Source organism: Bifidobacterium myosotis (assembly GCF_002259745.1).
GTDB lineage: Bacteria > Actinomycetota > Actinomycetes > Actinomycetales > Bifidobacteriaceae > Bifidobacterium > Bifidobacterium myosotis.
The window spans coordinates 15,804-34,119 of record NZ_MWWW01000020.1; the positions used below are offsets into that span (position 1 = coordinate 15,804).

The following is an 18,316-nucleotide window of genomic DNA, read 5'->3' on the forward strand; positions in this document are numbered from 1 at the left end:
GTCCAAGGAGCCAGACAGAACTACTTGCCAGCCTCCCCGGACTCCGACTCGGCGGTACCGGCATCGGCGGCCTTTGCCTCCTCGGCCTCCTTGGCGGCCTTGAGCTCCGCCTTGACCTTCTGGGCGTACTCGTTCACGTATTCCTGCCCGCTCATCTCACGAATCGCGGCGGACACACGGTCCGTGAGCGCGCGCAAATCGTCGTGCGTGATCTCGTCGGCCGACTTCTTCTCCACATCAATCGGCTTGCCGTATTTGACCTGGGTGCGGCCCTTCTTCGGAATCGTGGTGCCGATGGGTTGCAGCAGATTCGAGCCGATGATGGCGGTCGGCACAATCGGACAGCCGGTCTCCAGCGCCAGACGTGCCACGCCCGTGTGACCCTTGTACATGCGACCGTCGGGGCTGCGCGTGCCTTCGATGTGAATGCCGAACAGGTGGCCGTCCTCGATGATCTCGCGCGCATGCTCAAGCGCACCAAGCGACTTGTTGCCGCCGGAACGGTCCACCGGGAACACGCCCACGGACGTGAACCACCACTTCTTGAACTTGCCCTTGATGCCCTTGCCCTCGAAATACTCGGCCTTGCCCATGAAGTGCACCATGCGCGGGCAGGTGATCGGGATGAGCGCATCATCGATGACGGCCAGATGGTTCGCGGCGATGATGGCGCCACCGGTACGCGGCACGTTGTTGAGGCCCGTGACGGTGGGGCCAAGACGATGACGGGCGATGGGACCGAAGACCTTGACGAAGAACCAGTACAGCACTTGGCGTTTCCCTCCCTGCGCGGTGGGGCGACAGATTACAGTGGTATATATGACTGACCTCAACAATACCAACGCGGCTGACGAGCCCACAACACCGATGCCGAATGACGGTGCGAATCCCGGCGATTCGGCTGGCGTCCCCGCCGACGGGGATGCTCACACCCCGGCGTCGGGCACCCCCTCGGCCGGTTCCCCCGCCCCGGCTGACCTCGGCAACCTCGACGAGGCGTGGGCGGCGTTCGAGGCCGAGCACAAGGCCGATCTCCATGACGTGGCCTCCTCGCGGCAGGCCAGGAAGTTCGAAAAGCAGGCGAAGCGCCGCGAGAAGGAGGCGCTGCTGTCCGTCGACGACCTCGACATGGGTGTGTTCACCGATGACGCAAAGCCGTTGGGAGGCGGGCTGGGCGGCGGCCTGCGCGACCGTCTGCGCGGCGGCAAGCGCACTTCACGCAACCGCACCGACATCCCGAACGGGGATTCGCACGACGGCGGGGCCGCAGGAAGCACTTGGGGAGACGGGGACAACCCGCAACGCGGCCCGCGCGATTTCACCGGTAGGAGCTGGCTGGATACGGATGATGTGATGGACCAGTACGATGATGGCGGCTTCACTCCCCCGAACCCGGAACTCGGCCCGGTCAGAACGTCCACCGCACTGCTGGTGGCATTGCTGGTCATTGGATTGGCTGGCACCATCGTGATGGTGCTGGTGCCGAGCCTGTACGGGATTCCGGTGGTGAGCGCACTGCTCAACATCGCATTCGGGCTGTGCACCATACTCGGCTTGGGAGGGCTCATCGTCAAGGCCCTGAACCGCAAGGACCGCCCCGGCGACCAGGGCGGCTACTACGACGACGGGGCGAAGGTGTGAGTCCCGCCGTTCTTGGCTCCCTTCTCTGAGGGGAGCTGTCAGCGTAGCGGACTGAGGGGAGTCCGGATATTACCGGAGACCCCCCTCAGTCGTCTTCGACGCCGATCCCCTCAGAGAGGGGAGCCAAGCATGGCGCCAGCACGGCTCACGATGCGAAATCGATGGATTCCTGCAGTTCCGCAATCATGCTCTTGGCCGCATCAAGCGACTTGCGCTTGCCGAACACCACATCTTGCTGGTACCGCACGATGACCTTGTCCAGTTCCGAAGCACCGTTGGGCGTAATCGCCGGGGCGTTCCCCAGCATGGGCTGGATCTTGTCGACGAAGTCAAGTGCCGCCCGATCCGTTCCGTCAGCCTCGGCGGCCAAAGACTTACGGATATCGTTGTTTGCCGGAATGCCGCGTTCGGTGCCGAGAATCTCACCGGCCTTCGGGTCGTTGAGGAGATAGTCGACAAGCATCGCCGCTTCGGCAGGGTGCTGGGACTGTGAGGAAATCGCCCAGTACATACCAGGTTTCAGGTACATGGTCTTCGCACCGGGCTTGACTTGGGGCATCGGTACGAGCGTCATGTTCTCGGTGCCGGCGGCTTGAGCGTACGGGGTGATCATCGTAGCCTGCGTGATCATCATCGCCTGCCTGCCCTTGCCGAAATCACTGTCGTTCATGGCGGCTGCGGTGTTCTCACTCCAACGTTCCGCGCTGCCTTCGATGCCGTTCTTCGCCCAGTCCGCGGGCAGCTGCAGGAATGATGCAAGCGTTTCGGGGGAAATCGTGATGCGGTTGCCGTCGAACAGCCGCTCGCCGTGCTGACGCGCCCACAACTGCAGGCCGTATCCGTTATTCGGGGCGATTGAACCGATATCCTTGCCGCCGGATTTCTCCGTGACCTGCTGCGCGAATGCGGTGAATTCTTCCCAGGTCCAGTTGTCGGTATCCGGCAGGGTGAGTCCGAGTTCGTCGAGCACATCGTTGTTGACGATGACCCCATACTGGGCGGTGGTCATCGGGACGGCAACTTGTGCACCCTCCACCTGGCCCATAGTCTTCAGTGAATCATCCATACCGCTCATATCAAGGTAATCAGATGCTTTGCCGAGATCGAGCAACGACCCCATCGATCCGTAGAACGCCAGATACAGCTCATCCATCTGCATGACGTCCGGCGCGTTGCCGCCTGCGGACTGCACGGCGAGCTTGTCCCAATATCCGGTCCAGTCGGAGTATTCCATATCGACGTGGATGTTGGGATGCTCCTGCTCGAATCCCTTGACCGCTTCCTCGGTGGCCTTGACGCGGGCGTCGCCGCCCCACCAGCTCAGGCGGATGGTCACATCACCATCCGCCGGCACCACCGGCACATCGGACGCGCCGACCGAACTGCCGCATGCAGCCGTGACACACAACGACATCGCCGCCATCACTGCGGCTAGATACTTCTTCCACAAACGCTTGAACATCATTGTTGTCCTTCATGATTGGAAATGGTATGGATGCGTGCGGCATCAAGGCGCACCGAGGGAAGGCATACGAAGGTACGTCGACCGAGGGGCAACGCGGATGACGCTCCATCCATGTCATTTCCCTCCCGTGGTGGCGATTCCCTGAACCAAGTACTTCTGACCGAACGTGAACACCAGGAAGAGCGGAATTAGCGAGACCACGCTCATCGCGAACATCGGGCCGTAGCTGGACTGGGACTGCGAGTCGATGAACGTGCGCAGCGCGATCGGCACAGTGTACATATCCGGCTTGGTCAGATACAGCAACTGGCTGAAGAAGTCGTTCCATGTCCAGATGAACGTGAAGACCGCGCAGGTGCCGATGGCCGGCTTCATCAGCGGCAGCAGAATCTGGAAGAAGATGCGCACATGGCCGGCGCCGTCCAGCTTGGCCGCCTCGTCGAGGTCGCGCGGCAGTCCTCGCAGGAACTGATAGAACAGGAAGGTGAAGAAGCCGTCCATGGCGAGGAACTTCGGCACGATCAGCGGCACGAACGTGTTGATCATGTGCAACGAGTTCCACATGATGTACTGCGGGATCACAATCACATGAATCGGAATCATGAGCATGAGCAGCATGAATCCGAACAACACGCCGCGGAACCGGAAGTTCAGTCGAGCGAAAGCGTAGGCGGCCATCGAACAGGTGAGGATGTTGCCGATGATGGCGAACACGACGATGATCAGCGAGTTCAGGATGTAACGCCCGAACGGCTGGCTGAGCGCGTTCCATCCGGCGACGTAGTTCTCCCAGAGCGGATTGGTGACCACCAATCCCATATTCGTGAAGATATCCTCCTGCGGGCGCAACGAGCTGGCAATCATCCACAGGATCGGGTACAGCATGAGGATGGCCACGAGCAACACGACAACCTGCTTGGCCACGGCCACGACCACACGGCCGACGCTACGGGCTCGGTTCGGACGCATGCCCGCGCCGGAGCCGAGCTCCGCATAGGCCGCATTGCCGCGATTGCCTGTGTCCAGCTCGTGAGCGGCGTGGTTCCCATCGGTTTCGCCGGAGCCAATCATGGCGTTCATCGTTGCAACATCAGTCATCGTAATGCACCCAGAATTTAGAGAGAGCGAAATTGATTCCGGTCAGCAAGGCCACGATCAGCACCATGATCCATGCCAGCGCGGAGGCGTATCCCATGCGCAGCGAGGCGAAGCCCTGCTGATAGAGATACAGCGTGTAGAACAGCGTGGAGTCGGAAGGACCACCGGTACCGCCGGAGACCACGTAGGCCTGAGTGAACGTCTGGAAGGAGTTGATCACGCTCATCACCAGATTGAAAAAGATGATCGGCGAGAGCATCGGCAGGGTGATTGAGCGGAACTGACGCCATTTTCCGGCACCATCCACGCTGGCCGCCTCATACAGCTCACGCGGAATCTGACGCAAACCAGCAAGGAAGATGACCATTGGCGAGCCGAACTGCCAAACGTGCAACGCCATAAGCGTCCAGTTGGCCGTGTCCGGGTTGGCAATCCAAGACATCGACGTGTCGATGCCGAAGATGCCGAGGAACGCGTTGAACAGGCCGTCCGCACCGAACACCATCTTCCAGAGCACCGCCACGGCCACTGATCCGCCAAGCATCGACGGCAGGTAGAACGCGGAGCGATAGAAGGCGAGCCCCCTCATGCCGCGATCAAGCAACACGGCCAGCGCCAATGCGGCGATGAGCTGCAGCGGCACGGAAATAATCACGTAGGTCAGGGTCACCTGCAATGAGCTGATGAATCGCGGGTCGGCGAGCATGTGCCGGTAGTTCATCAGCCCGACGAACTGCGGCGACTTGATCATGTTGTATTTGGTGAACGAAATCCCCAGCGAGTACAGCATCGGAATAAGGCTCAGGAACACCGCGCCGATCAGCCACGGTGCCAGAAATCCCAACGCCACCTTGGTGTCGGTCGGCCTGTCTTTCGGCTTATGCCGGTTTTTGACCAGCGATCCGAATTCCGTAAACGAACTCACGACGTTCCCTCCATGATTCCAGACCTTCATCGGTCGAACATGGCTCAAGGATATGCGAGAGTCCACCGTCGTTGCCATTTGTTGCCAAAGTTGCATAGACGGAGCATGGCATGCGCATGCGAGGAACCATCGCCATAGGCACCACATCAATAACGATTGAGGGGAAGCAACGGAAATACGCTGCTTCCCCTCAACACATCCTTCCGACAGTCTCCTTATGGAAGAAGAATGCCTAACGTCCTACGACGCATCACGCCTTGGACTTGGCGGTGGCCACCCACTTGTCGAGCAGGGCCTGGGCCTTGCCGGAGTCCACGGCATCCTCGGCCAGCTTGTAGGCTTCGCGGAAGCGCTCGCCCAGCGTGCCCTCGCCCACCAGATGACCGTCGGCGACGATGGCGGAGGCGGCGTTGAGCAGTGCGGTGGTGCGGGCCGGGATGTCCTTGCCGGCCACGAAATCACGGAAGGCGGCAGCGTTGACCTCGGGCTCGCCGCCCTTGAGATCGGTGACGTCGATCTTGGCGAGGCCGAGCTCCACGGTCGGGTCGAAATCGGTCTCGGTCACCTTGCCGTCGCGGATCTCCCACACGGAGACCGGGCCGGTGGGGGCGAGCTCGTCCATGCCCTCATGCGAGGTGTAGACCATGCCGGACTGGCCGTTGGCGGCGTATACGGCGGCCATAATCGGGCTCATCTCGCGCTTGGCGCAGCCGATGGCCACATGGGCGGGCTTGGCCGGGTTGGTCAGCGGGCCCAGCACGTTGAACACGCACGGGATGCCGAGCGCGGCGCGGATCGGGCCGACGAAGCGCATGGCCGGGTGGAAGGTGCGGGCGAACGCGAAGGTGATGCCCACCTCGTCGCCGACCTCGCCGACCGCCTCGGGCTTCAGGTCCAGCGGCAGGCCGAGCGCTTCGAGCACGTCGGCGGCACCGCACTTCGAGGAGGCTGCGCGATTGCCATGCTTGACGATCTTCACGCCCGCGGCCGCGGCGGCCACCGAGCCCATCGTGGACAGGTTCACCGTGGCGAAGCCGTCACCACCGGTACCCACGATGTCGGTGGTCTCACCGGAGACGTTGAGCGGCACGGCGTGCGACACCATGGCTTTGGCCGCGCCGGACACCTCCTCGGCCGTCAGCCCCAGCTGCTGCTGGAGGGCGAGCGTGGCGCCCACGGCGGCGGGATTGGCGTTGCCCTTCATCAGATCATCGACGAACCATTCGGATTCCTCGGCGCTCAGGTGGTCTCCCCCGACCAGCTTGGTGAGAATCGACTTCCATGTGATCTCGGCCATTGTTCCTCCTTGGCGCACTCGCGCCCGATAATCAGTGACGCGGCCAATTGTAATGGCCATATATTGCGTCTCCGACATGTTCTTTCATATTGCAGAACGCGAAAGGCTCCCCGCTTAATGCGGGGAGCCAATCACTCATTAGCCATCTGCAACCGGCTGGTTAGCAATAGCAGTCGCTAGTCAGACTCACCGCATCACTCGGCGGTCTGCGGCCAGCACTTCTCGTACTTGACACCGGTGAGCTGCTCGACGACCTTCTTGGTCTCGGGATCGACGTCGGCCTTCTTGCCACCGTTCTGGAGACGGTCAATCTCCTTCAAAAGCACCGCATCGGTCTTCTTGTCCAGCTTCAACGTAAACGAGATGATCCATGCAATCGCGAGACCCGCGATGATCCACCACACCAGCACCGTGCCGATCGCGTTGACCGCCTGGTCAGGCTGCGGCTTGCCCGCCTTGAACGCGTCCTCCACGAACCCGTTCGCACCCAGGAACCAGCCCCATGCCATCGCGGACAGTCCGGCCGTGATCTTACGAGCGAACTGCTGGAAGCCGATGTACAGGCCACCACGGTTCTCGCCGGCCATGATCATGTCCACATCCGGGATGAACGGGAATACGTTCCACGGGATGAACCAAGTCATGGCGCGGAAAATCAGCCACCAGACCATCACCACGTACAGCATGGCGTTCCATGCGGACGTTTCGTTCTGAGCGGCGGTCTGCCACAGACCCCACAGGCCCAGCAGACCGATGATTGCGCCCGCGAAGTTCAGGGAGAACATCTTGCGTGGGCCGAGCTTGGCGAAGAGCCAGCCGAAGACGGGCTTGAGGGGCTCGCCGATCAGGGCCATGCCCAGCAGGGCGGAACCAAACGCGACCGGCTTGTTGAGGTTGTACAGCACGAAGAACAGCCACACCTGGCCGAAGATGTCGAGGAACGACTGGCCCAGCAGATAGATCAGGATATGCTTGCGGAACGTCTTGTTGCGCAGCGTGGAGAAGTAGCCGACGAAGATGTCGCCCACACCCTTGAGCCACTTGCCAAAGTCGAACGCCTCCTTCTTCTGGGCTTCGATCGCGACCTCGTCAAAACCTGCCTCCTCTGGGGTCAGCTCCCATGTGGACTTGTACGCGATGAACACGCACACCGCGAACAGCGCGATGAAGCAGCCCATGGAAATCGTGTAAGACGAGCTCTGCTTGTCGCCGAGGGCCTTGAGGAAGGCTGCCATACCGAGCGGCACCACCGCAGTGGAGATGCCGGAGAACAGCATACGCGTCGTCGACAGCATGGTACGACCGTTAAAATCGGTGGTCATCTCATTCGGGAGCACCGAGTACGGGGTCATGATCAGCTGGTTGGCGATGATCCACAGCGCGTACACCACGAAGTAGGCCCAGAATGGCATGCCCGGCACGAACATGAGAATGGTGACCAGCAACAGCGGCACACCGAGGAGGATCAGGAAACGACGACGGCCAAACTTGCGGCCGATCTTGTACTTGTACAGGCTATCGGACAATGTGCCGAACACCAGGGCGGAGAACGCGGCGAGCATCGTCGCGATACCGACGATGGAACCTGCCTGCGCGACCTTGAGACCGGCGAACGTGGTCCAGAACAACGTCAGGTAGGTAGCGATCTGGCCGAAGCCGCCGCCATAGAAGTCACCGAACGCATAACCAACCGCGTTCAGCAGCGTGATTTTGCGTCCCTTAGGCGCGCTAGCCTGAGAGGTGGTTGCCTGCTGTGTCATTGCAGCATCCTTTCCATTCCTGTATGCGGGAGGCACCCCGCTACAGGTTTTTTCTTTTTCTCGCAGGATTCAGGAGGCACCCTGAAATCCGCGAATTCTCTTCTCTGGCTCCCTCTGATGAGGGAGCTGTCGAACACAGTGAGACCGGGGGAGGGAACTCGAAGGTATTTTCGTCTGGGTCTCTCCCCCACCCGCTCCGCGGGAGGCTTCCTCGTCAGAGGGAGCCAATAACAGCTACTTCTGCCACTTGGCCTTCATGGCCTTGAAGATCTCGCGGTCGGTAGGGTGGTTCTCCATGTTCATGATCACGAACACGTCCTTTTCCCACTCGGGGTAGCAGAAATCGCGCAGCCACTGGAAGTAGTGCGGACCGTCGCCCACGCAGCGCAGGTAGCCCATGAGCTGTTCGGCGACCCATGCGGACTGCTTGATGTCCGTGAGGCAGTCGTTACGCCAGAAGCCGGCCCACTTGCCGTGTTCGCGGTCGCGCATCGCACGATCGCCCGCGGTGAACTCCTCGGCGGCCAGACCCGCGTCGTAGAAGGCGTGCCGCCAGTCCTCGTCGTAGCCGGCAAGCAGGGCGTCGCACACATGCACGGACGCGGCCACGGAGTGCTCATAGATGCCGGCCTCGACGCCGATGGAGTCGCGGATGAGCTCGGCGGCTTCCTCCTCACCGCGCAACTCGGCGGAGATGGCGGCCAACTCGACCTTGTCGGCGAGGTCGGCGTAACGCTTGACGGCCGGCTCGATCAGGTCGCGGTAGAACGTGATCTGTTCCTTGAGTGTGTCGGCCTCGTGCATCCAGCGAAGGTCCTGCGCCGGGGCGTTGCGGTCCTTGAGCCACTGGGTGATGAGCATGCGCGGCACATGGTTGAAGTACTGCTCGCCGGCGTGGTCGTCCCAGTTCGGGCCGTACTGCACGGCCGACTTCCAGTATTCCTCGTACAGGTCGAACACGGCGTCCACGTTGTCCTCGCCGTAGTAGTCGGCGATGTAGCGCTTGGCGACCTGCTCGAAGTCGATTTTGCCGTCGCGCCAGATCGCAGCAATGAAGTTGAGGAAGTAGACGTGGGGCTTGATGTTGGATGCGTTGACGATCCACACGTCAGCGCCGCCGTGCTCAATCACCTGTTCAAGCTCGCCGGCCACCAGACGCGGGTCGTTGGTGATGTCGGTGGTGTGGTTGGCGGCCTGCAGGTCGTAGAAGCTGGCGTGGTAGTAGATGCCGTTGTCGCCGTCGTTCGTCGGCATGGCGGGCACACGCGGGTTGTTGTTCTCCTGACGGCGGGAGACCATGCGGCCGAATCCGTTGTCGGCCCAGATCTTGGCCACCTGCTTGGGGTAGGTCAGCACGCCCGCGCGGTAGAGCTCCATGGCCTCGCCGTACAGGTAGATGCAGCACTGGGCGCCGGGGTCAGCCTCCTGCACCATGTCGTACTGCTTCTGGATGATGTCGGAGAGCAGCTTGCCGCGCGCCTCATCGGTGGCGTAACGAGGGTCGAAGTTCCAGAACGGCTGGTCGCCTTGGCCGCGGAAGCCGAGCGTCCATACGGTGCGCTTGCCCTTCTGGGCCTCGATGGCCTCACGCCACAGCGCCTCGAAGCGCGGCTCCTCCTCGGGCCACTTGGGCTGCACGCCCGGGTAAGCGGCGGCGAACATGCGCGCGCCGAGCGGGCAGGCGTGATGTTGGTTGATGTAGAAGCCCATGTCCTGCGCGAGCTTCAGGTGCGGTTCGCCACGCTGGCCGGAGCCGGGAATCACCATGTTGCCGCCCAGACGGTAGACGGTTTCGAAGGCGAGACGCCAGGTCTTGTCGAGGTCGTTGTCGACCTTCCAGTCCTCGAGCAGCACCTCATCGTTGATGAAGAAGCCCTTGTACTTGACAGCCGTGGGCTTGGATGCGAGCGCGAAGTCGTCGGCCAACTCGATGCTCGGTACCGGCTCAAACCGCTGATCGTTCCAGAACCAGAAGTCCTTGACGCCGAGGACCTCGCGGCTGACGGCGTACAGGCCGTAGATGAAACCGAAGTCGTCGCCCGCATGAATCTCGAGATTGTCATCGGCGACGCGCACCTCCCAGGTCTCGGGGTTATGCGTACCCTCGACGAGCACGATGTCCGCGCCGGGCTGGTCGGACGGCGAAATCGTGGCCTTCAGGTCACGCTCGATGTCCTCGACCGCGAACGCCACGGCCTTGGACGGCGTCGCCCCCGTCACCTTGGACGCGGATGTGATGGAAATAGACATGGTTCCTCCAAGTGAACTTGTCTGTTGCTTTCGTACGTTCCGGTGCGCTTCCACGCGCCCGAACCGCTGACAGGAACCATAATCGTTCATCATGGAACACACGTTGCGATTGTTGCCAAAGGTTGCCATAATGTTGCGCAACGTCTTCGACAAGAGCGGGGAGACAGCATATGGGCAAGGGCAAAACCACCATCTATGACATCGCGCGCGAGGCCGGAGTTAGCCCGTCCACCGTCTCGCGGGCGCTCAGTCAGCCGGGACGAATCTCGGCGAAAACCGAATTCCGCATTCGCCGAGTGGCCGAGCAACTCGGCTACCTCACACCGGACACCGCCGACGACGGCGACACTCCCCTGCCGGCCACCGGCATGATGGCGGCCATCGTGCCCACGCTGGCCAATCCCCTGTACGCCACCACGGTCAATGCCCTGCAGGAGCATCTGGAGTCAAAGGGCTACGGCCTGATCACCCTGGACACCAATGAGAAACCTGCCGTCGAGCGCAAGGCCATGTCCTATGTGATGCGCAACGTGGATGGCGTCGCGCTCATCTCCTCACGTCTGAGCGAACCGGATATCCGTCGCATCACACTGGTCAAGCCGGTCGTGCTCATCAACCGCACTATTCCGGGATTGGCGAGTGTGACCGTGGATGTGGCCGGTGCCATCGACGACGCGGTGCACGCGCTGAAATCCTCCGGTCATTCGTCGATCACCTATCTCGCCGGTCCCGTGAGCTCATGGTCGAACGAATACCGTCGACGTTGCATACGCGCCTCCGCGTTCCGTTACGATATGACCTACCGCGTGGTGAGGGAATGCGAACCAAACCTCTCCGGCGGAGCGAAAGCCGTAGAGCAATATCTTATCCGCCCCACGGATGCGGTGTTCGCGTTCAACGATTCGCTCGCCGCAGGTTTCATGACAGCTGCGAGGCGTCAAGGCCTGCGTATCCCGGAAGATGTCTCAGTCATCGGATTCGATGACATCGAAATGGCCGCGCTGCTCACGCCCTCCTTGAACACCATAAACATGCGAAGTGCCACCATCGCAGCCGAGGCTGCAAACGCCTTGGTGAACGCGACACGCACTGGCTCATCCCGACCTGAACCGATTGCGCTCGAAGCGCGGTATATATCGCGCGATTCGGTGAACCAGCACAAGCGTTCCACGATGAAGCTCGGCCCGTACGCCGAGCTCACACGTTCCAGCGACACCATTGTGCTCACCCTGCTGTCCAACGCCTTCAACGAAACGATGCCTCGCATCAACGAGTTCATGCGCATTCATCCGCATATCGTCATCGACCCGATCGAGGGCCGCACCCAGGAAAACACGCTCTCCCTGTACTGGGAGCGAATCATCAATCGCCGTCCCGTACCTGATATGGTCAATGTGGAGCGCACCGCCCTGCCACAACTGGCGGCATCCGGTGCCCTGCTCGATTTGACCGCCTTCGCCGGCGAGGAGCTGGAACGCGAGGTAGCTCCCCAAGTGGACCCCGCGTCGTGGCGTTCGGCTCACTATGCCAGCAAACTGTATGGTATCCCCGGCGACCAATCGCAGACGGCGATGTTCTACCGCGAAGACCTGCTGAAGCATTACGGACTTGCCGTGCCGCACACATGGGACGAGTTCTACGACGAAGGCGTGGCCTTGCACGCGCGCAATCCCAACCGGTACATGGGAATCCTCGACACCACCGATGTGCAGCATTACCTCTCGTTCTTCCGCATGGCCGGCGCCAAGCCGTGGGTGGTGGAGGATGACACCGCGATTCGCTTCCAGATGACCGACGACCGCGTACGGTTCGTGGCCAAGTTCCTGCAGCAATGTCTGGACGACGGCGTGCTCAAGGCCGAACCGCTGTGGGACAACCGCTATATGCTGCCCACATCCGGCACCTATCTGACCATGACCTACGCGAACTGGATCGGCAAGATCCTCGCCGCATCCTATCCGGCCGACAAGGGTCTGTGGAAGGTGGCGCTGCCGCCCGGATTCGTGGACCCCAGCCAGATCATGACCGCGGAGATCGGCGGTTCGACGATGGCGATCAGCGCGAAGCTGCCGCCGGTCCGCCAGCGGGCGGCGCTGACGTTCATCCGCTGGTTCCAGCTCGACCCGGCCTCGGTGGAACTGCGGGCACCGGGCGGCGTGTCCGCAGCCGCCGGCTATGTGGAGGACCTGACACGCCGCGGCACGCGCGACCCGTATTTCGACCAGCCCATCTACGACGTGTACGCCAAATCGGCGGCGCGCGTGAACCGTGATTGGGACAACCTGCCGTTCTACAGCCAGCTGGATGCGGAGTTCACCCGTCTCATCGTGCCCGCGCTGCGTCCCGGCGGCCGCAGCGATGACCGCTTGGACGAGTGGGAGCGCCGCCTCAAGCTCTACGCCACCTCGCAGGGCTTCACCGTGAAATGAACGGCATTATGCACATAACCGCCGACGACGACGATGCTACGCATGGGGTTACGCCACTGCGCCGTGCCACATGCCCCATGTTGTAGGGATTTTCACATGGTGTAGGGAACGGGTTTTGCGATTTCGCGGAATTCCGCCTTTTTATGTCCCTACATCATGGGCAATTCCCTACATCATGGGATTTTCCCTACACCATGGGGCATGTGATGGGCATGTGTCAAGGAGCACACGAGAAGCACACGAAGACAGCAACGCAAAGGGGTCTCTCCTCGGTGGAGAGACCCCTTCAATCATCGATGCAGTGCGACGCTAGCGAACGATCATCACTTCTCGTTCTGGCCGTGGCACATCTTGTACTTGCGACCGGAACCGCACGGGCACGGGGCGTTCCTGCCGGTGCCGGGGAAGGTGCGACCGTCGGCCCACGGCACGCGCAGCTCCTCGCTCTTCGGGCGCTTGGAGACCGGGACCTTGCCTTCGGCGTGGCTGATCGGGGCCGGGCCGGTGATGGCGGAGGTGGTCTCGCCGGCCTCAGAGGCCTTGGCGGACTCGGCGATGGCCTTCTTCTCCTCCTCGTCGTCCTCATCCTCGACTTCGCCTTCGGCGGCCTCGGCTTCGGTCTCGCCGTCCTCGTCCGGGCCGGCGGCCACGGTGGCGGCGGAATCGGAGCCTTCGCCGGTGGCGGTGATGCCGGTGGCGGACTCGGCGGCGTCAACCGCGGCGTCCTCATCGGCGGCGGAGGTGTGATCCTCGGTGGCCGCCACCTGCTTGACGTCGATGTGGAAGAGCAGCTGGACGGACTCCTCCTTGATCGCCTCAATCATGGAGTTGTACATCTGGTAGCCTTCGCGCTGGTACTCGACCAGCGGGTCGCGCTGGCCCATACCACGCAGGCCGATGCCGTCCTTGAGGTAGTCCATCTCGTAGAGGTGCTCGCGCCACTTGCGGTCGAGCACGGCGAGGACCACGCGGCGTTCGAGGTCGCGCAGGCCAGATTCGCCGATGGTCTTCTCGAGCTCGGCATACTTCTCCTGGGCGTCCTTGACGATGAGGTCGCGCACGGCGGCCACGGCCTTCTCGGCCTTGAGGCCTTCGGCCGCCTTCTGGGCCTCCTCCTCGGTGACCTTGGTGGGCACCACGGTGTTGAGGGCCTTGAACAGGCCTTCCCAATCCCAGTCCTTCGGCTTCTCGGAGCCGTTGTTGGCGCCCTTGATGTAGGACTCGACGGTCTCGGAGATGAAGCGCTCGACATCCTCGTGAATGTCCTCGCCCTTGAGCACGGCCTGACGCTCGGAGTAGATGACGGTACGCTGCTTGTTCATCACGTCGTCGTACTTGAGCACGTTCTTACGAATCTCGTAGTTGCGGGATTCCACGGCCTTCTGCGCGGTGCGCACGCCCTTGGTCACGGACTTGGCCTCGATCGGCTGGCCCTCCTCCATGCCCTTGGCCATGACCTGGGCCACGAGCTGCGTGTTGAACAGACGCATCAGATCGTCTTCCAGGGACAGGTAGAAGCGGGACTCGCCCGGGTCGCCCTGACGGCCGGAACGGCCGCGCAGCTGGTTGTCGATACGACGGGACTCGTGGCGCTCGGTGCCGAGCACGTACAGGCCGCCGAGCTTCTTGACTTCCTCGTGCTCGTCCTTGACCTGGGCCTTGATCTCGTTCAGGGTTCCCGGCCAGCGCTTCTCGTACTCCTCCGGGGTGTCCTCCGGGGAGTAGCCCTCGGACTTGAGCTTGGCGTCCGCCAAGAACTCGACGTTGCCGCCGAGCATGATGTCGGTACCACGGCCGGCCATGTTGGTGGCAACGGTCACGGCGCCCTTGCGGCCGGCGACGGCGACCACGGCGGCTTCCTTCTCGTGCTGCTTGGCGTTGAGCACCTGATGCGGGATCTTGGCCACGTCGAGCAGCGTGGAGACCACCTCGGAGCTTTCCACGGAGGCGGTGCCGAGCAGGACCGGCTGGCCCTTGGCGTGACGCTTGGCCACATCCTTGACGATGGCGGCCAGCTTCTCCTTCTTGGTGCGGAAGATGAGGTCGTCCTGGTCCTTGCGGATCATCGGGCGGTTGGTCGGAATCGGCAGCACGCCCAGCTTGTAGGTGTTCATGAACTCGGCCGCCTCGGTCTCGGCGGTACCGGTCATGCCGGCGAGCTTGTCGTACATGCGGAAGTAGTTCTGCAGGGTGATGGTGGCGAAGGTCTGGTTCTCGGCCTTGACCTCCACGCCTTCCTTGGCCTCGATGGCCTGGTGCAGGCCCTCGTTGTAGCGGCGGCCCGGCAGGATACGGCCGGTGTGCTCATCGACGATGAGGACCTCGCCGTGGGTGACCACGTAGTCCTTATCGCGCAGGAACAGCTCCTTGGCCTTGATGGCGTTGTTGAGGTAGCCGATCAGGGCGGTGTTGGCCGGCTCGTACAGGTTGTCGATGCCGAGAAAGTCCTCGACCTTGGTGATGCCCGGATCGAGGATGCCGACGACCTTCTTCTTCTCGTCGACGTCGTAGTCCTCGTCACGGGTGAGCTTCAGGACCAGCTTGGCGAAGGTGCGGTACCAGCGGGTCACGTCGCCTTCGGCCGGGCCGGAGATGATGAGCGGGGTACGGGCCTCATCGATGAGAATGGAGTCGACCTCATCGACGATGGCGAAGTGGTGGCCGCGCTGCACCAGATCGGCCTTCTCCCACGCCATGTTGTCGCGCAGGTAGTCGAAGCCGAACTCGTTGTTGGTGCCGTAGGTGATGTCGGCGTTGTACTGCTTGCGGCGCTCCGGCGGCTTCTGCTCGGTGATGATGCAGCCGACGGACATGCCGAGGAAGCGGTAGATGCGGCCCATGAGCTCGCTCTGGTAGCTGGCCAGGTAGTCGTTCACGGTGACCACATGCACGCCCTTGCCCTCGAGCGCGTTGAGGTAGCTCGGCAGGGTGGCCACGAGGGTCTTGCCTTCACCGGTCTTCATCTCGGCGATGTTGCCCCAATGCAGGGCCGCGCCGCCCATGAGCTGCACGTCGAAGTGACGCTGGCCGAGCGTGCGCTTGGAGACCTCGCGCACGGTGGCGAACGCCTCGGGCATGATGTCGTCGAGGCTCTTGCCGTTCTCGATCTGCTGCTTGAACTTCGGGGTCTGGGCCTTGAGCTCCTCATCGGAGAGGGCTGAGATCTCGTCCTCCAGCGCGTTCACGGCCTTGGCGACGTTCTCCAGCTTCTTGAGCTGGCGCCCTTCGCCCATGCGCAGGGCTTTGTCAATGATATCGACCACTGGGTTTCTCCCTTGATTGGTTACGGTGGTTCCGGGTATTACCTTACCGTCCCGCGTCACCAGCGGTCATCTTTTTCGACCATTTTACGAAAAAAATGGACCGCCTCCCTTGCCGGGAAGCGATCCATCATCGTGTCATGCGATTGACTTCATACAATCGACCGGTCGGCCGACAGACCAGTCAGTCCTTTCAGTCTTTCTTGACGTTTTCGGGGGTGTCGATCTCGAACACGCCGTAGCTCCAGCCGTGACGGTGGTAGACCACGGACGGGCGACCGGTCTCCTTGTTCACGAACAGGAAGAAGTCGTGTCCGATAAGCTCCATCTCGTACAGGGCCTCGTCGATGCTCATCGGCTCGGCGATGTGCAGCTTGCGACGGATGACGATCGGGGTGTCGCCGACCTGGACCTCCACGGATTCGCCGGGGCCGAGATCCGAGGCGACCGCAGCCTGCGGGCTGTTGTTCGGCTCCTCCTCCGATTCCTCCACCTCGGGCTCCGGAGCGGCCACGCCCAGATCCACCGGGACCGGGTTCGTGTAGCCGCGACGGTGGTCCTTGCGGCGGTCGCGGGTGCGACGCAGACGAAGGGTGAGCTTGTCCAGCGCCATGTCCAGCGCGCTGAACTCGTCCGTGCTGGAGGCCTCCGCACGTACCACGGTGCGGCCGGCGATAACGGTAATCTCCACGCGCTTGGCGGTATCGGCCTGACGCGGGTTGCCCTCATGGGTCAGCACGATCTGCGCGCGCTGTGCATCCGGGGCGATAGCGGTCACACGATTCATCTTGGTCTCAACCACATCACGGAACCTCTGCTTGACCTGCGTGTGGCGTCCGGTAACGACGATTTCCATGTTGACCTCCTATTTGACTCAAGCGGTGTTGCCCGCTATATGCGTCCCGTACAGCATCATTACCGTGCGGGTAAGTTTCATTGTAGACGAACTCTGCGTAAACAGTCGGCAACTCGCCCAGAGCATGATGTTTCTTTCCTGAGCGAATCATGAATGGCGAATCATGAATACACGTCGTCGCTGGCGAAACACGATGCGGGAAAGACCATGAAGTGTGATGAGACCTCTTATACCCCGGGTTCTGTCGTGTCGCGCGCGAACGCACGGCACGGATGACCATCCATCTCGACCTGACGTTGCCGTCAGGCTCTAGCAGCCTACCCGATGACACGGGCGAGCAGCCCTTACCGCCATCTGCTTGGCCTTGCTCCCGATGAGGCTTGCCATGCGGCCGACTGTTGCCAGCGGCCCGGTGGTCTCTTACACCGCCGTTTCACCCTTACCCGTCGAGGACGGGCGGTCTGTTCTCTGTTGCGCTATCTCTCAGGTCGCCCTGGGCGGACGTTATCCGCCATCGTGCTCTGCGGAGCCCGGAAGTTCCTCAGCCGATCCCAATGAAGGTCACGGCCGCGGTCATCAAGAGGTCTCAAGCGGACTATTATACATAGCCCTTGGAGAAGCCCACGGAAGCTCTCCCATCAGAGGGAGCCACGATGATCAAGCCGCCGAACTCAGTTGAAGAGCTCGGCGGCGACGCGACGCAGGGTCTCCGGATTGTGGCCCTTGCGACCACCGGCGGCCCAGAAGCGGCGTTGACGAACCTGACGGTCAAGCCCCTGCGTCTTGCGAGCAGTACGTCGGCCAAGCTCCCAAGCGGCATCCTCGAACACACCCTGCCGCTCCGCCTCGTCCAGGACCTGTACGGCAAGCGCGCGGTCCACGCCTTTGCGATCGAGCTCCATCGCCGCGCCGCGACGGCCCATCATGCGACCGGCGCATACCCGGACCACCGATTCGGCGTAGTCATGGTCGTTGATCAGCAGCAGATCCACCATGCGTTCGACGACCCGTTCCACCACGGCCTCGTCAAACCCTTTGCCCAGCAGCCGGTCCCGCAACGCCCCCGATGAGCGCGGCGCCGCATCAAGCAATCGCAGGGCGGCTTCACGGCAGGTGTCCTCAGCGTTCCGGTCATCGACGGCGACATCATTGGATACAACACCAGCAGTTGCGACACCATCAGCTGCGACACCAGCGGTTCCGGCATCATCGGCTGCGGCATCAACAGCGCTATCGCCCACGGACCCATAGCGAATTGCCGGCCGACCGAATCGCATGGCCCGCGCACCGGTCACAGTCCTCGTGCTCGACGAAGCCTTCGAAGTCTCCAAAGCC

12 protein-coding genes and 1 other RNA gene are annotated in these 18,316 nt (G+C 62.1%); 2 read left to right on the plus strand and 11 right to left on the minus strand.

The window, feature by feature from the left end; all coding sequences use genetic code 11:
* Positions 1-20: 20 nt before the first annotated feature.
* Entirely contained in the window at positions 21-770 is a 750-nt protein-coding gene (locus tag BMYO_RS08510; protein WP_094668060.1) for a lysophospholipid acyltransferase family protein, read from the minus strand.
* Between the two features lie 49 nt (positions 771-819).
* On the opposite strand from BMYO_RS08510, the gene BMYO_RS08515 reads away from it, so the two are divergent.
* On the plus strand, positions 820-1,641 hold the full coding sequence (locus BMYO_RS08515) for a hypothetical protein (protein ID WP_094668061.1): 822 nt from the start codon (positions 820-822) through the stop codon (positions 1,639-1,641).
* Positions 1,642-1,786: 145 nt separating this feature from the next.
* Here BMYO_RS08515 and BMYO_RS08520 read toward each other — a convergent pair whose 3' ends face one another.
* The 6 genes from BMYO_RS08520 to BMYO_RS08545 form a co-directional block, all read right to left on the minus strand.
* Positions 1,787-3,106, minus strand: a complete 1,320-nt coding sequence (locus BMYO_RS08520) for an ABC transporter substrate-binding protein (RefSeq protein WP_094668062.1) — start codon at positions 3,104-3,106, stop codon at positions 1,787-1,789.
* Between the two features lie 114 nt (positions 3,107-3,220).
* Complete coding sequence (locus tag BMYO_RS08525) at positions 3,221-4,204, minus strand: carbohydrate ABC transporter permease (RefSeq protein ID WP_094668063.1); 984 nt, start codon at positions 4,202-4,204, stop codon at positions 3,221-3,223.
* Positions 4,197-5,129: a carbohydrate ABC transporter permease gene (locus tag BMYO_RS08530; RefSeq protein ID WP_211276839.1), complete on the minus strand. Its 933-nt coding sequence runs from the start codon at positions 5,127-5,129 to the stop codon at positions 4,197-4,199. The genes BMYO_RS08525 and BMYO_RS08530 overlap by 8 nt, the downstream gene beginning before the upstream one ends.
* Before the next feature lie 250 nt (positions 5,130-5,379).
* On the minus strand, positions 5,380-6,426 hold the full coding sequence (gene trpD, locus BMYO_RS08535; protein WP_094668065.1) for an anthranilate phosphoribosyltransferase: 1,047 nt from the start codon (positions 6,424-6,426) through the stop codon (positions 5,380-5,382).
* A gap of 194 nt (positions 6,427-6,620) precedes the next feature.
* The gene (locus BMYO_RS08540) at positions 6,621-8,186 is read right to left on the minus strand and encodes an MFS transporter (protein WP_094668066.1); all 1,566 of its coding nucleotides are present in this window, start codon (positions 8,184-8,186) and stop codon (positions 6,621-6,623) included.
* Between the two features lie 234 nt (positions 8,187-8,420).
* Positions 8,421-10,436: a glycosyl hydrolase 115 family protein gene (locus tag BMYO_RS08545; RefSeq protein ID WP_158216974.1), complete on the minus strand. Its 2,016-nt coding sequence runs from the start codon at positions 10,434-10,436 to the stop codon at positions 8,421-8,423.
* A gap of 170 nt (positions 10,437-10,606) precedes the next feature.
* On the opposite strand from BMYO_RS08545, the gene BMYO_RS08550 reads away from it, so the two are divergent.
* A complete protein-coding gene (locus tag BMYO_RS08550; protein WP_094668068.1) occupies positions 10,607-12,865 on the plus strand; it encodes an extracellular solute-binding protein in 2,259 nt (752 codons plus the stop codon).
* 323 nt (positions 12,866-13,188) lie between these two features.
* Here the strand turns inward: BMYO_RS08550 and secA are convergent, their stop codons facing one another.
* The 4 genes from secA to BMYO_RS08570 form a co-directional block, all read right to left on the minus strand.
* On the minus strand, positions 13,189-16,128 hold the full coding sequence (secA, locus tag BMYO_RS08555; RefSeq protein WP_094668069.1) for a preprotein translocase subunit SecA: 2,940 nt from the start codon (positions 16,126-16,128) through the stop codon (positions 13,189-13,191).
* Positions 16,129-16,318: 190 nt separating this feature from the next.
* The gene (gene hpf, locus BMYO_RS08560) at positions 16,319-16,981 is read right to left on the minus strand and encodes a ribosome hibernation-promoting factor, HPF/YfiA family (protein WP_094668070.1); all 663 of its coding nucleotides are present in this window, start codon (positions 16,979-16,981) and stop codon (positions 16,319-16,321) included.
* 214 nt (positions 16,982-17,195) lie between these two features.
* An RNA gene (gene rnpB / locus BMYO_RS08565) (RNase P RNA component class A) lies at positions 17,196-17,570 on the minus strand.
* A gap of 82 nt (positions 17,571-17,652) precedes the next feature.
* The gene (locus BMYO_RS08570; protein ID WP_233428229.1) at positions 17,653-18,222 is read right to left on the minus strand and encodes a regulatory protein RecX; all 570 of its coding nucleotides are present in this window, start codon (positions 18,220-18,222) and stop codon (positions 17,653-17,655) included.
* Positions 18,223-18,316 lie beyond the last annotated feature (94 nt).

Excerpts from the sequence above, each read along its gene's own strand:
- BMYO_RS08515 (WP_094668061.1), top strand. The coding sequence starts at position 820 with ATGACTGACCTCAACAATACCAACGCGGCTGACGAGCCCACAACACCG.
- BMYO_RS08520 (WP_094668062.1), bottom strand. The coding sequence starts at position 3,106 with ATGATGTTCAAGCGTTTGTGGAAGAAGTATCTAGCCGCAGTGATGGCG.
- BMYO_RS08525 (WP_094668063.1), bottom strand. The coding sequence starts at position 4,204 with ATGACTGATGTTGCAACGATGAACGCCATGATTGGCTCCGGCGAAACC.
- trpD (WP_094668065.1), bottom strand. The coding sequence starts at position 6,426 with ATGGCCGAGATCACATGGAAGTCGATTCTCACCAAGCTGGTCGGGGGA.
- BMYO_RS08540 (WP_094668066.1), bottom strand. The coding sequence starts at position 8,186 with ATGACACAGCAGGCAACCACCTCTCAGGCTAGCGCGCCTAAGGGACGC.
- BMYO_RS08545 (WP_158216974.1), bottom strand. The coding sequence starts at position 10,436 with ATGTCTATTTCCATCACATCCGCGTCCAAGGTGACGGGGGCGACGCCG.
- BMYO_RS08550 (WP_094668068.1), top strand. The coding sequence starts at position 10,607 with ATGGGCAAGGGCAAAACCACCATCTATGACATCGCGCGCGAGGCCGGA.
- hpf (WP_094668070.1), bottom strand. The coding sequence starts at position 16,981 with ATGGAAATCGTCGTTACCGGACGCCACACGCAGGTCAAGCAGAGGTTC.